This is a genomic window from Acinetobacter sp. YH12142 (genome assembly GCF_013418435.1).
GTDB lineage: Bacteria > Pseudomonadota > Gammaproteobacteria > Pseudomonadales > Moraxellaceae > Acinetobacter > Acinetobacter amyesii.
The window spans coordinates 118149-133364 of the sequence record NZ_VPCB01000004.1 but is presented as its reverse complement, the minus strand read 5'-3'; the positions used below and the strand labels follow the sequence as shown (position 1 = coordinate 133364).

General features: G+C 38.6%; 12 protein-coding genes and 1 pseudogene. 6 read left to right on the top strand and 7 right to left on the bottom strand.

The window, feature by feature from the left end:
• Positions 1-223: 223 nt before the first annotated feature.
• The 5 genes from FTU77_RS05220 to FTU77_RS05200 all read right to left on the bottom strand — a co-directional run bounded on the left by FTU77_RS05220 (position 224) and on the right by FTU77_RS05200 (position 6951).
• Positions 224-1915, bottom strand: a complete 1692-nt coding sequence (locus tag FTU77_RS05220) for a hypothetical protein (RefSeq protein WP_180055060.1) — start codon at positions 1913-1915, stop codon at positions 224-226.
• A 209-nt stretch (positions 1916-2124) separates the two neighbouring features.
• Complete coding sequence (gene rarD, locus FTU77_RS05215; protein ID WP_180055058.1) at positions 2125-3057, bottom strand: EamA family transporter RarD; 933 nt, start codon at positions 3055-3057, stop codon at positions 2125-2127.
• A gap of 133 nt (positions 3058-3190) precedes the next feature.
• Positions 3191-3781 carry a lipocalin family protein gene (locus tag FTU77_RS05210; protein WP_180055056.1) on the bottom strand — a complete coding sequence of 197 codons (591 nt, stop codon included), beginning with the start codon at positions 3779-3781 and terminating at the stop codon, positions 3191-3193.
• A 152-nt stretch (positions 3782-3933) separates the two neighbouring features.
• A complete protein-coding gene (gene uvrB / locus FTU77_RS05205) occupies positions 3934-5955 on the bottom strand; it encodes an excinuclease ABC subunit UvrB (protein ID WP_180055054.1) in 2022 nt (673 codons plus the stop codon).
• Positions 5956-6081: 126 nt separating this feature from the next.
• Positions 6082-6951 carry an IS982 family transposase gene (locus FTU77_RS05200; RefSeq protein WP_180055200.1) on the bottom strand — a complete coding sequence of 290 codons (870 nt, stop codon included), beginning with the start codon at positions 6949-6951 and terminating at the stop codon, positions 6082-6084.
• A 282-nt stretch (positions 6952-7233) separates the two neighbouring features.
• Between FTU77_RS05200 and FTU77_RS05195 the strand changes: the two genes are divergently transcribed.
• On the top strand, positions 7234-8022 hold the full coding sequence (locus FTU77_RS05195) for a hypothetical protein (RefSeq protein ID WP_180055052.1): 789 nt from the start codon (positions 7234-7236) through the stop codon (positions 8020-8022).
• A gap of 196 nt (positions 8023-8218) precedes the next feature.
• Positions 8219-9676 (top strand): sensor domain-containing diguanylate cyclase, encoded by a 1458-nt coding sequence (locus tag FTU77_RS05190; RefSeq protein WP_180055198.1) that lies wholly within the window; start codon positions 8219-8221, stop codon positions 9674-9676.
• A 60-nt stretch (positions 9677-9736) separates the two neighbouring features.
• Here the strand turns inward: FTU77_RS05190 and FTU77_RS05185 are convergent, their stop codons facing one another.
• On the bottom strand, positions 9737-9916 hold the full coding sequence (locus tag FTU77_RS05185; RefSeq protein ID WP_078190224.1) for a hypothetical protein: 180 nt from the start codon (positions 9914-9916) through the stop codon (positions 9737-9739).
• Positions 9917-10360: 444 nt separating this feature from the next.
• Between FTU77_RS05185 and FTU77_RS05180 the strand changes: the two genes are divergently transcribed.
• The 4 genes from FTU77_RS05180 (at position 10361) to FTU77_RS05170 (ending at position 14176) form a co-directional block, all read left to right on the top strand.
• The gene (locus FTU77_RS05180; protein ID WP_180055050.1) at positions 10361-11419 is read left to right on the top strand and encodes an OmpW family protein; all 1059 of its coding nucleotides are present in this window, start codon (positions 10361-10363) and stop codon (positions 11417-11419) included.
• A gap of 240 nt (positions 11420-11659) precedes the next feature.
• Entirely contained in the window at positions 11660-12871 is a 1212-nt protein-coding gene (locus FTU77_RS05175; RefSeq protein WP_168379181.1) for an MFS transporter, read from the top strand.
• Positions 12864-12998: a hypothetical protein gene (locus FTU77_RS15965; RefSeq protein WP_257220694.1), complete on the top strand. Its 135-nt coding sequence runs from the start codon at positions 12864-12866 to the stop codon at positions 12996-12998. The genes FTU77_RS05175 and FTU77_RS15965 overlap by 8 nt, the downstream gene beginning before the upstream one ends.
• Positions 12999-13219: 221 nt before the next feature.
• On the top strand, positions 13220-14176 hold the full coding sequence (locus tag FTU77_RS05170) for a TauD/TfdA family dioxygenase (protein WP_180055048.1): 957 nt from the start codon (positions 13220-13222) through the stop codon (positions 14174-14176).
• A gap of 107 nt (positions 14177-14283) precedes the next feature.
• Here the strand turns inward: FTU77_RS05170 and FTU77_RS05165 are convergent.
• A pseudogene (locus FTU77_RS05165) lies at positions 14284-15195 on the bottom strand (LysR substrate-binding domain-containing protein).
• Positions 15196-15216: the final 21 nt, after the last annotated feature.

The window sequence follows — 15216 nt, the reverse complement described above, 5'->3', positions numbered from 1 at the left end:
TTTCAAAATAATCATGATTAGTATTATGATTTTATAGCCGAAAGTTGAAAAACCGGCTTTTTCGCAGATTTTTGTCACAAAATTTCAAATGTAGTTTTATCAACCAGATCTCAGCACATTTAGCTCAAAGATGCACGAATATTTATATTTTTCAAATTGTGGTGTTTTTTTATTTTGGGCAAAACAATGGATTTTTGAAGTCAGATCAATATTTAAAATTCAGTTAATTCTTCAGATTCTCAGCAAAATTTTCCAGATTAAACTCAAAGAAATTGACACTCAGCTCTAATATTTTCGGTAGTGCATTTAAACCATTCTCTCCAGCACTAATCGCAAAATATCTCCGATCACTAAAAGACTGCACCTTTAAGGCATTTTCACATGGCTCAAAATCGAGATTGACGAGCTGTGACGCATGTTCCTTCAGCAACATTAAAACCTGCATATAAGTCTGGCGCTTTTTTTGTTGCTGCGCTTTTAAAGCATCGGCTTCAAGGCTTTCATAATCCCCTGTTTTCGTCATGCGTTTAGAAAATCCAACATGCGAGCCATGGGTACCCATATTTTCTACGACGGCTTCAGCAGCAAAGATCTGCTGTTGATCCTCGTCCTCGGTCGTCTGCAAGAGCGCTTTCAATGCCGTATGAATTTGCTGTGACTGCTGATGATGAAACTCCCAATCATCTTCGTTTTGGACATGAAAAATTTGAGCACGCCGTTTCAACAAAAGTACCTGCCAAGCCTGTAGTTGAAGTCGCTGTCGTTTCAACTCCAAACTTGCCTCAAACTTTGTGCAACTACTCAAGACTCTTAGACTCGTGATGAGCTTCTGAGATATTTGCATGCTATAAAAAAAGACAAAATCATGCTGTATCTGCTCATTCAGTTGATATTGAACAGTCTGATGCAATGGCTTCAAGATCAATGCATTCAACTGCTGCTCAAAAGTTGGTAAAACCGTTGCCAATTGAATGGCATCCTCTACATGTAGCATTAAAAGCAGATGCTTATCCACCCGTGTATATAATTGCTGCATTAAATTTTGTAGATCTAAATGTATAAAACCTGCAATGGATGCTAGCTTTGAGACTTGAATTTTTAATTGTTCTATTTGCTGATTTTCTAAAGCAGTAGTTAAATCTATAGCTGCCCCATCAAAAACGTCGTCTGCTAAGGCGTCATTATACTTTGTCGATAAAAACCGAGTTGCTGAATACTGCGTCGTCCAATCTAAATCAGGCGACAAAATATAAATAAACTCATATGTTTGTACGATTTGTAAATATCGTGTTTTTTGTTCACGCTTTAAATAGTATTTAAAAATCGGATGTTGCCAAATCAAAGACGAATTCGGGATAGCTGCATCAAAAACTTGCCCCAATAGATGTGACTTTAAAAAAACTTCGATCAAGAAAATTTTGACTTGCTGGGCAGTGAGTTGACGTGCATCACTCGGCGCAAGCAAATCCATTTCACGAATGATTTGTGCGGCATTTAAAATAAAATGCCGATGTAATATGTTTTTTTTTTGCTGCAATTCAAAATCTTCTTCTGCATCTATTTTATTGATATAGATTAATTTTTCTTCTAATTTATGCGCAATTTGAATACTCATTGTCAATGTTCGAAGTTCTTCGAGCTTTGTTGCCAAATACTGTGCATGCTCACGCATGACATCATATTTTAGTACTTTCATCAGCATGCCCAAATTCATCGGCACATCAAGTTGATACGACTGTGATGAAGACTCCCAACGAATTCCTTTTTGCGATAACACCTGCTGTATCTGCGGTAAATTGGATTGATCAAGATCAGTGCACAATTCAGACACGATACTCCGCCAATGCTGATCCAACACAGGCTCTAGCTGTAAAAGTTTAGTGCTTAGATGAAATGGGACAACCACTGACTGCATCCTGTATCTTGATTCTTTAATCAATCTTTTATCGATTTCAGTTTATTTTTATCTAAAATAAATATTTTTGTACACCATCATTCAATACTGTTCTTCCTAAACAATGAATTGAATCATGGTGTGTTTTAATTTTCTAAGTTTAAGATTTTCTTAAAAAACAGCAAGTGTTAATTGTGAACTGATCAATTTATCGTACCAATATTTTCAGTCTAAGAATCGATTCGATCATTTAACGCTTTTACATTTTTAGCTAGCGCACGTTCATTTTGCTTTTGTTTAAACAGATGCAAGACGCCTTCTATCACCAATAACAAAACGGCACCCCAAATTGGAATATAGGTCAGCCATTCTTCTGCTTCTACTCGCTCTCCCAATGCGATCGATGCAAAGGCTAACAACACGGGTTCTAAATAACTCAACAAACCAAAAATCACAAATGGCAAATAACGACTCGCCAACATATAGCTACCTAAGCCAAGCGCACTCAGAAAACCAAGTCCCAAAACCGCCAAAATCAGATGAGGGAATAACGACATCAGCGCTAAACTATCGCTATGGATAAATCCTAAATAAAAGGCTACAGGCAGAATTAAGCAAAGATCCCACCAAAAACCACCCAAATGATCAGTTTTAAAGGTACGACGTAAAAAGAAATAAATCGGGTAAGCCACAGCGACATAAACAGTTTCCCACGCGATACTGCCAATGCGCCAAATTTCGTGACCGACACCTAAAATTGCCAGTGCCACGGCAGCCATCTGCCATTTAGAAAGTTTTTCTTTATACAGTACACATCCGACTAGAACCATCACTAAGGGAAGTAAAAAATATCCCAAAGAAACTTCTAGTCCACGGCCATTAATTGGCCCCCACAAAAACAACCAAAGCTGTGTGGTACATAAAAAAGAACTGATAATTAACCAAAGTAGAAAAATCGGCTGCTTAACCACTCGCCAAAAAATTTCACTGACTTTGTTTAAATCTTTCATCCACCACATAAATAAGGTTAAAAATGGCAAGGTCGCTAACATGCGCCATGCAAAAGTTTGCTCGCTATCTAGAGGTTTTAAAAAGATGGTAAAGAAATACAAAATACCAAAAGTGACCGATGCCAATACAGACAATGCAACGCCTTTATACATCTTTCACTCCAGTCCCGAATACACCATAAATTTGATATTTTGCTTGATTGATCAAGCTTTTCGCAGAGACATTCTAGCAAATAAAAAACCATGCACAGGCATGGTTTTTTAGCATTTGTTCAAATATTTAGATTTATGGTTTTACTGTCTGCTTGGTATGAATAATATCTGATAAGTCATAACCAACAGATTGCGCATAATTTAAATATTCCTGAATCACTTCCTGATCTGGATGAGCCGAACGAGAAAGAACCCACATATATTTACGACGTGGCTCACCCACCAAAACTGTTTGATAGTCTTCCTCGGCTTTGAGTACCCAATAATCACCACGCCCCACAGGCAACCAACGAATGGCTTCTGGTAAGAAACTAACTTTTAATTTCGTGTTAAACGGTGCATTTTGTACAAATGCCTCGCCTATTGATTGCTTCTTGGTACCATCTTTAGATACACAGCGATTATTTACATTAATATTGCCATTTTCATTTAGCGTGTAAACCGCAGTCACATCACGGTCACAGCTTTTTTGAAAAACCATAGGCTTACGAGCTACTTCATACCACATCCCTAAATAACGATCGAGCTCAACTTTTTCCACAGTCTGTAAAGGTTTCGTCTGTGCATAGGCCATTGTGGCTGCACCCAAACCAATTAACACTGCTGCACCAAGTGCAATTTTTGCGAGCTTAAAACCAGCTTTCGGAAGATTCGTTGTTGTCATTTTATGCCTCATTTCGATGCAAAACATTCGATGAAAATTAAGTAATTCTCTCTCGTGTTTTTACTCTAGCGGAAAAAATTGCTCTAAAAATCATTTTCTTGTCTGAATTATGTATGTAATTCAGACAATATGCCGCATCTTGTCTAACAAAATTATGAAATCATCTGTGCTTTTAAACGCAAGATTTCATCACGTAATCGAGCAGCTTGTTCAAACTGCAAATCTTTCGATGCTTTCAGCATTTCTTTTTCCAGCTTGTTCATATGTTTTGCTAAAAGTTTTGGATCAGACATCAAATGACGTTCATCTGCAGTTAATGCTTTGGACTGATCTGAAATTTTTGCATCGATTTCATCATCTGTCAGCACTTCACCAGTATCAATATCATTGACGTTTTGACGCACTGCACTGCGTGGCGTAATGCCATGCTCAAGGTTAAATGCAATCTGTAAATTACGACGACGATCCGTTTCATCAATGGCTTTTTGCATGGAGTCGGTCATACGATCTGCATATAAAATCGCTTTACCATTTAAGTTACGCGCTGCACGACCGATGGTTTGAATCAAAGAACGCTCAGAACGTAAGAAGCCTTCTTTGTCTGCATCTAAAATGGCTACTAGAGACACTTCTGGCATATCTAAGCCTTCGCGTAGTAAGTTAATCCCAACAATTGCATCGTATACACCCGAACGCAATTCATGGATAATTTTAGTGCGCTCAACAGTGTCAATATCTGAATGTAAATAAGCGACTTTAATGCCATATTCTTTCAAATATGAAGTTAAATCTTCTGCCATACGTTTGGTTAATGTCGTAACCAATACACGCTCATTTAAGTTTTTCCGATTATTAATTTCTGACAATACATCATCCACTTGCGTTAACACTGGACGAATTTCAATTTCAGGATCAACCAAACCTGTGGGTCGAACCACTTGCTCAACGACTTGTTCAGACTTTTCCATTTCATAATGTGCAGGCGTTGCACTGACATAAATGGTCGAAGGAATAATCCGCTCCCATTCTTCAAATTTCATTGGGCGGTTATCAAGCGCACTTGGTAAACGAAAACCGTAATTGACCAAATTTTCTTTACGTGAACGGTCACCTTTATACATAGCCCCAATTTGCGGAACGGTAACGTGCGATTCATCAATGATTAATAAGGCATCATCAGGTACATAATCAAACAAAGTCGGAGGTGCTTCACCAGAAGGACGGCCAGACAAGTGGCGTGAATAGTTTTCAATACCGTTAGTATAGCCAAGCTGCTGCATCATCTCTAAATCATACCGTGTACGTTGTTCGATACGCTGTGCTTCGAGTAATTTATCATTTGCACGAAAGAATCCTAGTCGTTCTGCGAGTTCTTCACGAATCGTCCCAATTGCACGCTGTAAATTATCTTTAGGTGTTACATAATGGCTTTTTGGGTAAATCGTAATCCGTGGCACTTTACGGACCATTCTGCCCGTCAATGGATCAAACCATCGAACTGAATCAACTTCATCATCAAATAACTCTATTCGAATGGCATTTTGATCAGATTCAGCAGGAAAAATATCAATAATTTCACCACGAATACGGTATGTGCCCCGTAAAAATTCGAGTTCATTTCGGGTGTATTGCATTTCCACCAAACGACGGATGATATCATCACGGCTAATACGGTCTCCTTCCACGATATGCAGAAGCATACTCATATAAGCATTGGGATCACCCAGACCATAAATAGCTGAAACTGACGCTACGATAATTGCATCACGTCGCTCTAATAATGCCCGTGTTGCCGAAAGACGCATCTGGTCGATATGATCATTAATCGATGAATCTTTTTCAATAAAAGTATCTGAAGATGGAACATAGGCTTCGGGTTGATAATAGTCATAATAACTGACGAAGTATTCCACGGCATTATGCGGAAAGAAGGCTTTAAACTCGCCATAAAGCTGCGCAGCCAAAGTTTTATTATGCGCCATAATAATCGTTGGACGTTGCGTGCGTGCTATCACATTTGCCATGGTATAGGTTTTACCTGAACCTGTTACCCCTAAGAGCAACTGATCATGCATTCCTTTTTCAATCCCCTTCACCAATTTCTCAATCGCTTGAGGCTGATCACCTGCCGGCTGATATTGTGTTACCAGTTCAAAAGGCTGTTCCTGCATCACACTCTTCTTCAACAGTTTTATATGGCTTTATTATGAGGGCAAAGTTGCACAAAACAACGCTAAATTTATGTAAAAAGCCAAAGTCTCTTACAGACAGAATTAATCTTTATTTAACCCGAATCCCGCTTAAGCCAATGATTCCATAATTTGAATTGTTGGTTTATTTTGATGATTAAGTTGATATGCACATAACGATGCGTAAATCCCACTCAGAAATCCATGAATACTACGAGCTTTACTCGTCACTAAATTGTATTGTCCTTTCAATAAGCTGAATAACGTTTCTATCTTATTTCGTTGTCTTAAGTGATATTCATCTGATGCAGATAGTTGGATGGATTGCATGTTTTTTCGATGGTAAGTAATTAAATCAATACCTTGATCTTTTAACCTGCTTTTTAGTTCCTGGCTGATATAACCACGATCTCCATATAGCTTTGCTTCTAAGCCGTCAGCCAATTGCTCAACCATTTTTATGTCAGCTATATGCCCATTTGATAAAGCAAAACAAGCGATTTCACCAAATGGGTTCATCGCAATATGTAGCTTACAGCCATAAAACCAGCCCATCGAGCTTTTACCACGAGATGCTATTTGAGCTAATGATTTATGGCGTTGAATACGTTGATTTTTACAGACTGGCAAAGTCGTTGAATCAATCCACAAATATTGGGTATTTTGACCTTTCATCAGAGCCACATGTAAAGCATGTATTGCTAATTGGTGCATATTGATCAGATGAATCATCCGTTGGTAACATGGTAAGCTTTTAAACAAATGTCTTTTATCTTCTTTTAACCATGTGAAAAAGGCTTTGAAATTGCTGAAATAAGAACATTTATACCAAATGGCAATAAAGCAGATTTCTGAGATCGTCAGATGAGCACGTCTGATTCTTAAAGAATGGCTATTTTGTTTGAGAAAGTTCCAATAAGTTGCTTCAAATTTAAGAAAGAAATCATCAATTACGCAGAATAATTCGGTACTATTGAACATTAGGACTAGAGTTGTGAGTTTTGTGTGGTAACTCAACTGATGGCTCTAGTCTTCTTATTTTCAAGTTTATTTCTTATCCGCGATTCGGGTTATTTAGTATGTGTTTCTAGATTTTTTCGTCATCTTCATAAATATAAAGCACCTGATTGAGCCAATTTTTTTTAAAGAAACTCTTTAGGCTAAAAAACTTATAGATAAAGCGTTCATTTAACCAAGATAGATACTTGACCTAGCTAAATTTCACCTGCAACATGAATAAAAGGACGCCACAGATCAAACTTTATGACTTATCAATATCATGACGAAAGTATTGTTAAAAACTTAGCTGAAGATACCATTTTTGTTTTTGGCAGCAATATGGCAGGTCGACATGCTGGCGGTGCAGCGCGTACCGCACTAGAGCATTTTGGTGCAATGAATGGTATTGGTCGTGGATGGGCAGGTCAAAGTTTTGCGATTCCAACAATGAATGAGCATTTACAACAAATGCCATTGTCTCAGATTCAACATTATGTTGATGATTTTAAAATCTATACCAAGAATCATCCCAAGACCAAATATTTCATTACGTCGATTGGCTGTGGTGTCGCTGGCTATAAAGTTGAAGAAATTGCTCCCATGTTTAAGGGGATTTCCAGAAATGTTATTTTTCCAATTTCATTCCGTCCTTTCGTTGAAAAAGCTTTACCTAAACTTACTTCGAAACTTCTACATACAATTTTTCAAGACTCAGTAATTTTTGCACCTTCGGCAGATGAATTGGTTGATGTTCTGGCCTTAACAGATAATGAAAAAAGTCTTGCGAAAATTGTGCTGAATACCCAAATGTACCCGACAGATAGCAATGGTCGTGACCGTATTTTTGAAATTGAAGATATTTTGCATGCCCTGAATGGGAAAATATTTGAGTTTCAAAGCAACTCAGAAGGCCCAATGATGTTTGGCGGTGTCATTTTAGCCCTACTTGAACTGTACAATATTAATGAAAAAGATTTTATTGATGTTTGGAAAGCTGAACGTGAAATCGCTGCACCAAAGCCTGAAAATAAAGCTCGTAAAGCCAGCCGCTAAAGACTATTTTCACCACATTTCCCCCCAAAAAAGCCAAAGTCTACATTGGCTTTTAATCTAATGTGGATTAATGACTTTTAGCGACTTAAGTCACATTAAAAATAAAGTTTATTTTACATATCACATTATTTTAATATCATTTTTTTCGTCTTATACTACATATTGTAATTATCATAAAGAATGATGAGCACATAAAATAGACATGCTAGATTCTCCTTTTTTTGAGCTATCCCCCATTGCCATGTGGCTTGAAGATTACAGTGAAGTCAAAAAACAATTTGATCTCTGGCGTCAGCAAGGTGTGCAGGATCTCTCCACTTTTCTTCAACAAGATGAATCACGTATTCTGCAATGTGCAAGAAAAATAAAAATCTTACAGGTCAATACAAAAACGTTAGAACTGTATCAAGCACGTGACTTTGAACATTTATGTCAAAACCTTGATCTCGTTTTTCAGGCGGAGATGTGTCAAACACACATTAGAGAGTTGGTTGCATTGTGGAATGGTGAAACGCATTTTTCCCATTCTGCCGTGAACTATACGCTCAGTGGACAACGCCTAGACATTCAACTGAAGGGCATCGTGCTACCGAGTCATGAGCAGGATTTATCTGCCGTCTTAATTACGACTGAAGATATCACTTCTTATACCGAAGCTTGTCGTTTACAAGAACAAAGTCGTCATTTGGCAGAAGCGCGTTTTCATTATTCTCCGACCTCTCTTTGGGTCGAAGATTTCAGCCGGATTAAAATAAAATTAGATCAACTTCGCGCTTTAGGTATAGAAGATTTTGTGACATTTTTGGATGTTCACCCCGATTTTGTACAAGAGTGTATTAAGGAAATACTGATCGTTGACGTCAATCAAGCCACGCTTGATTTATTTGGCGCTCAGAACAAAGAAATATTGCTCAAAAATGTACATAAAGTGTTTGCCAAAGAAATGCTGCAAACCTTTAAAGAACAGTTGATTGAACTTTGGAATGGCAATCTACATCATCAACGTGAAGCCGTAAATTATGCACTTGATGGCAGTATTCGCCATGTCTTGCTGCAATTTACCGTATTTCCTGATTATCTCGACGACTGGAGCACCGTGCAGGTTGCTCTGACTGATATTACCGCACGTAAAAAGGCTGAAAATTATCTTGAATATTTAGGTAAACATGACGTCCTGACCAAACTCTATAACCGTTCATTTTATATCGCAGAACTCAATCGTCTCGAACGCAATCAATTACGTCCTGTTTCTTGTATTTTTATTGATTTAAATGGACTAAAAGAACTCAATGACAGTATTGGGCACGATGCTGGTGACAGTATCCTCAGACGTCTGGGCAACATTTTAAACCAACTTATTCAGCATACGCCCTATTCTGCTTCGCGCATTGGCGGTGATGAATTTGTCATTCTATTACCTGGTGCAGATGATGCGGCGCTGCAAAACTGCTTACAAAGTTTGAATGAGTTGTTATTGGTCGATAACCAATTTTATTCTAATCAACCGATGAGTATCTCGATTGGCTGTGCCACCAATGAGCTGAATGAGCGGATGGACGATATGCTTAAACGTGCCGATTTGGACATGTATCGTCAGAAGAAAAAGTATTATCTCAATAAAGACCGAAGAATTCAGTCTGAAATACGCAATTAACATCAATAATTTGCAATAAAAAAGCCATGGTTTGTACCATGGCTTTTTTATTTAAATCTTTTAACGCTTACCCATCGAACGACGTGTACCGCGTGGTGGCATCCAAGTACGGTCAGCATAACGCTGAGGTTTTGGACGCATATCTTCAAAGATTTCATCCGAAGCATTATCTTCAGCTTTTTTAATCGGAAAAGGCAAATTGACTAAAGCCTTTTTCTTGGGAGGGTTTTGCGTACTCATACGAATAACTCAATTGAATCTGGCGCTATTGTACAAAAAAAATGGTTTTGGTGTAAAAGGCTTTGAGAGATTAGCCACGATTGACATATAAAGACCCAATGATTAGATATGAATTTTTATATCTATAGAGGACAACAGCACAAAAAAGTGCTTTGAATATGGTCGTTTTAAACTATTTTATTGACCCAAATCAACCAATACACTGTCACTTATGTCAATAAATATTGAATATATACAAATAGATAGAACCATTTCTAAATTTCAAAAATGTTCGATTTTTTTACACAAATACCTAATTAAAGTCTTCAAATAATACAAATCATCAAGAATGTTACAGGACTATTACGTTTATTCTTGTTTTCTATAACATTTTTTACGCACTAATTTTGAATAATGGGCACTTAGAAAAATTATTATCAATTTACGGACATGGAGTCCTTTAAAATGAAAAAAAGTGTATTGTGCATTGCTGCTTCTATGGCTGCCCTACCTATGCTCAGTCATGCAGACTCACCATATTTTAGTTTAAAAGATGGCGATGGCTTCAAACGTTTTTCTGTCTCTGTTGGTGCTCTACATGTTATGCCACAAGGTAAAGCACAGCCATTCCGTGTAAATACTGCCATCAATGAAGGCTATGAGGCAGATGTTGGCGAAGTTAAATCACAAACAGTAAAAGACAATATTCGAGAAGGGTACAAAGTTCCGCCCCTACTAGAAGTTGCGCTAAATACTTTGGACACTGTTCCTGCTGAAATGAGTGGTAAAGCCACTATTTCAGGACTTGAACAATGGGACAATCCAGGGACAGGTCTTGAAGCAGACGACGTCACCACGCTTGGGATCATGACCAACTATTTCTTCACTGACAATGTATCACTAGAAATGAAAGCGGGTATTCCGCCAAAAGTTGATTTACAAGGCTCAGGGAAAATTTATGCACCATTTTCTGCCATTGCAAAACCACTCGGCGGTGCACTGGGAAATCTTGAACTTGAAAATGATATTTTCATTACCGACTTAGGCGCACATGGTGCAGCAGCTTCTGCACGTGCATGGACTCCGGCTGCTGAAATCCAATATCACTTCGGTAAAACTGGCGTCAATAAATTCCGTCCCTATGTGGGTCTAGGCGTGATGTATGCTTACTTCAATGAGTTGGAAATGAATCCACAAATTGAGAAAGATTTAATTGCCGCAGGTCACATGATTGCCAACATTAAAGAAGGTAATGCAGGCGCTTCTTTAGAAGGAAAACCAAGTAAGGCAAATCCAAAAGTTGAGTTAGAAGCTTCTGATGCTTTTGCTCCTGTTGTGACAGCTGGTTTTACTTATGACTTCAATGACAAATGGTTTGCTGTAGGTTCTGTTAGCTATGCACACCTTCAAAATGAAACAACCATTACCGTTACAGATGCGACACACGGCGAACTGATCAAATCTAAAGCGGATATTGAAGTAAACCCGATCCTTGCATATGCAGGTATCGGTATGCGTTTCTAATAAATAACATATATAAAAGACGACTACGGTCGTCTTTTTTATTGGCTTTTATATGGTCTTTTATTCTGAGATACCTTTTCAATCTCTTTTAAACACTTTTGAATTTCCGCTGTGTCAATTTCCTTTATTCATCCATAGTTACCTATAAAAAAAATTTATTGTTTGGTGAATTAAATTTAATCGCAACTCTGCGTTTATTCGAATACCATTGGATTAAATTTAAAGAATGTAGACTGCTGTATGTCTGATACTCGTTTCTCGAAGCCCCTGATTTACATGCTCATTGGCAGTGCAATTATTTTGGCATTGTCTTTAGGGGTGCGTCATGCATTTGGCCTCTATCTCGTGCCGATGAGTGATGAATTTGGTTGGGGACATAACGTATTTAGCCTTGCCATTGCCATGCAAAACTTAATTTGGGGTGCTGTGCAGCCGATTACTGGGGCTTTTGCAGATAAATATGGCAGTAAGATCGTGGTCGCCGTCGGTGGTGCATTATATGCCCTCGGACTATTACTCATGGCCATCAGCTCTACCGGTTTACTGCTTAATTTAAGTGCAGGTTTAATCCTGGGTTTAGCCCTCTCAGCCACATCTTTTCCAGTATTACTTTCTGCCGTAGGTCGTGCAGCGCATCCAGAAAAACGTAGTTTAGCCATGGGTATTGCCAGTGCAGCAGGTTCTTTTGGTCAGTTCATTATGCTGCCCTCTACATTACTGTTGTTGCAAAAATTTGGTTGGTCGTCGGCTTTGGTGCTCAGCGCCATTTTAATTGCACTTATTATTCCTTTAGCTTGGATGCTAAAAGCACCAATGTATGTTGCACCAAATGCAACCAATACGCATGAAGCCTCTCTGACTTTTAAACAAATTTTGCAATTGGCTTGGGAGCATAAACCCTTTTGGTTTCTAGCACTCGGTTTCTTTGTCTGTGGCTTCCAAGTGGTGTTTATTGGCATCCATCTTCCGGGATATTTAATCGATCATGGCTTTAATGCCACTACAGGCACTATTTTCCTAGCGCTCGTTGGACTGTTTAATATTGTCGGCACCTACACAGCAGGTTGGCTCGGTGGCAAATATTCCAAACCAAAGCTGTTAATGGGACTGTATGGTTTACGTGGCATTGCCATTATTGCCTTTCTTTTGCTGCCTTTAAGCACATGGACAATCTATGCATTTGGCGTCATTATGGGTCTACTATGGCTTTCTACCGTACCGCTCACCAACGGTATTGTAGCCAATATGTTTGGCGTTAAATATCTCAGTATGCTAAGTGGTATCGTATTCTTTACTCATCAAGTCGGTTCATTTTTTGGTGGTTGGTTGGGTGGTGTGAACCACGATATAACCGGTAACTATAATGCCATTTGGATTTTTTCGATTGTCCTGAGTATTTTTGGAGTATTGGTACATTTCATGGTTAATGAGGAAAGTGTCATTCATGACTAATTCAACACTGTGGTTCCGGCTCAGTATTGGCATCAGTATTCTGGCCTTGTTGGCATTGTCCATCGGCTTATGGAGCCAAACGCCTGAATTATTCGAATACTTTAACCAAGCGTTTTGTGCGCATTAAAGACGTATTGAAATCTTAATTCCGCCCCAAACTGCTGTTTTATCAACACTACAACAGCAGTTTTTTAGCTATTTTCTACACGATTCAATAAAAGCTGAATTTTCAACATATTAGTATTAATAATAAGTTTTTTCATAAACTTAGCTTATTTTTTAATTTTCCAACCTGCACTTTCTTTCATAGATTAAGTCTCAATAAAGAACAATTTGAGAACTTATGAAATGACCGCATTAACTCAACTTTCACAAGCCATCCATGATGCTCCACGTTGGCATCAAGCAGAACAATTTCAAGATGGCAATGAAATTCGTATTGAAGCGCAACATGACCAAGCTTTGGGGGCTGTGGTTTATAGTTTAGATGCGCGTAAAGCACAGTCTGGGGAAACCATCTACCGTTTAAAACAAGCGCTGGCAGAACACTTGATTTTAATTTTTAAACATCAAAGTTTAGATGATTTACAGTATCTCGCGTTTGCAAGCTACTTCGGTTCAATTTTCAGTCCTGGTGCAGATATTCCTGTGCTGGCGTCACAAGATGATACCGGTACACCACCAGACGTCGTACCTGTGTCAAATGCAGTCGGTAAAGGAGACTATACTGGACATGGTGAATTGGCTGCGCATGCAGATCATCAGTGGACTCCACTGCCATCATTTGGTTCATTACTCTATGCCATTGAACTGCCACAAGACGGTGGACAAACCTCATGGTATAACACCATTAAAGCCTATGAAGCTTTAAATGAAGCGACACAAAAACATTTAGACCAACTTCAACTCATTACCTACAACCCATTTGTCCGTGCCAAAAATAATAAAGGCACAACGGGATATAGAGCTACACCGCTTTACCGTTTCAAAGACCAACCGATTGTTGGACATGCCTATCCACATCCGCTTGTACGTACCCATCCAGAAAGTGGCCGTAAAGGTCTGTGGTTAAATGAACGATCTGAAGTGGAATTGGTTCACTACGATGATCAGTCGGGCAGTGAATTGATTGCATCTTTACGTGAACATTTATTAAAACCTGAGTTTCGATATGAACATCAATGGGAAGAAGGTGACATTGTATTTTGGGATAACCAAGCCACTTTACACTCACGCCGCCCTTTCCCTTCAGACCAACGCCGCTTATTAAAGCGAATTAGCTTAGCAGGAGGACGACCATACTAATGTTGAACTTCATGCCAACAATAAAAAATAAATAACCCTGTAAAATCCGTGTTTGAGCAATAACTCCAAATAATTAAAATTTTAAAACAATAAGAACACTGCTCAAATTACGGATGATCTATATCTAATGCCTTAAAACCTGAAATTAAATGATCTAACATCGCACGCACACCCGGCAGCATGCCTTGTCGTGTCGCGTATGCAACATGGATGACCCCTTGCGGCAATTGCCATTCAGGAAACAGTTCAATTAACTCACCACTTTTTAAAGCATCACGTACAAACACTTTGGGCAAAGAAGCGATTCCCACGCCAGAAATAACAGCAGAAATCATGGCACTAAAACTGTCAGTTCTTAAGCGTGGATGAAATTCAATTTGTTGAGTTTCACTTTTTTCACGATGTCGGAAATCCCAAAAATGTTTAGGCCGGTCAAAACCAATACACGGAAAATTTTGAATATCAGCCAATTGCTATGGCATTTCACGCTCGAAGAAAAGTTGTGGCGATGCCACCAAAACATGATCCCAAGCATCTAAATCTCGAACGATCAAATCACTATCCAATAAAGGCATATTACGCACACGAATGGCTAAATCTACGCCTTCCTCGATAACATCAACCCGATGATTGGTCGCCATCAGATGCACACTGATGTCTGGATATTGCTGCATAAAATCGGTGACCATTTTTGCAACAGGCATTTCCACCAAAGCCACAGGACAAGAAATTTTAATCTGGCCACAGAGTTGATCGTTCAACGTACTGAGCACAAAATTTTCCGTTTCGCTGACTTCCTCTAAAATTTTTAAGCAATGTAAATAGAACTGTTGTCCTATTTCAGTCACAGTAAATTTTCGCGTATTCCGCTGAATCAGACGTACACCCAAACGGGTCTCTAATTCTGTAATACGGCGTGATAGTTTAGATTTTGTAATACCCAATGCTTCACTGGCTTTGGTATAACCTTGGTATTTCACCAATTGCACGAAGTAGTAATAGTCATTTAAATTTTGCATGATTGTTTCATTTTTAGAATA

What these genes read in the sequence shown, in the direction of transcription:
- FTU77_RS05220 (WP_180055060.1), bottom strand. Translation starts at nt 1,915, where the DNA reads ATGCAGTCAGTGGTTGTCCCATTTCATCTAAGCACTAAACTTTTACAG.
- rarD (WP_180055058.1), bottom strand. Translation starts at nt 3,057, where the DNA reads ATGTATAAAGGCGTTGCATTGTCTGTATTGGCATCGGTCACTTTTGGT.
- FTU77_RS05210 (WP_180055056.1), bottom strand. Translation starts at nt 3,781, where the DNA reads ATGACAACAACGAATCTTCCGAAAGCTGGTTTTAAGCTCGCAAAAATT.
- FTU77_RS05200 (WP_180055200.1), bottom strand. Translation starts at nt 6,951, where the DNA reads ATGTTCAATAGTACCGAATTATTCTGCGTAATTGATGATTTCTTTCTT.
- FTU77_RS05195 (WP_180055052.1), top strand. Translation starts at nt 7,234, where the DNA reads ATGACTTATCAATATCATGACGAAAGTATTGTTAAAAACTTAGCTGAA.
- FTU77_RS05185 (WP_078190224.1), bottom strand. Translation starts at nt 9,916, where the DNA reads ATGAGTACGCAAAACCCTCCCAAGAAAAAGGCTTTAGTCAATTTGCCT.
- FTU77_RS05180 (WP_180055050.1), top strand. Translation starts at nt 10,361, where the DNA reads ATGAAAAAAAGTGTATTGTGCATTGCTGCTTCTATGGCTGCCCTACCT.
- FTU77_RS05175 (WP_168379181.1), top strand. Translation starts at nt 11,660, where the DNA reads ATGTCTGATACTCGTTTCTCGAAGCCCCTGATTTACATGCTCATTGGC.
- FTU77_RS15965 (WP_257220694.1), top strand. Translation starts at nt 12,864, where the DNA reads ATGACTAATTCAACACTGTGGTTCCGGCTCAGTATTGGCATCAGTATT.
- FTU77_RS05170 (WP_180055048.1), top strand. Translation starts at nt 13,220, where the DNA reads ATGACCGCATTAACTCAACTTTCACAAGCCATCCATGATGCTCCACGT.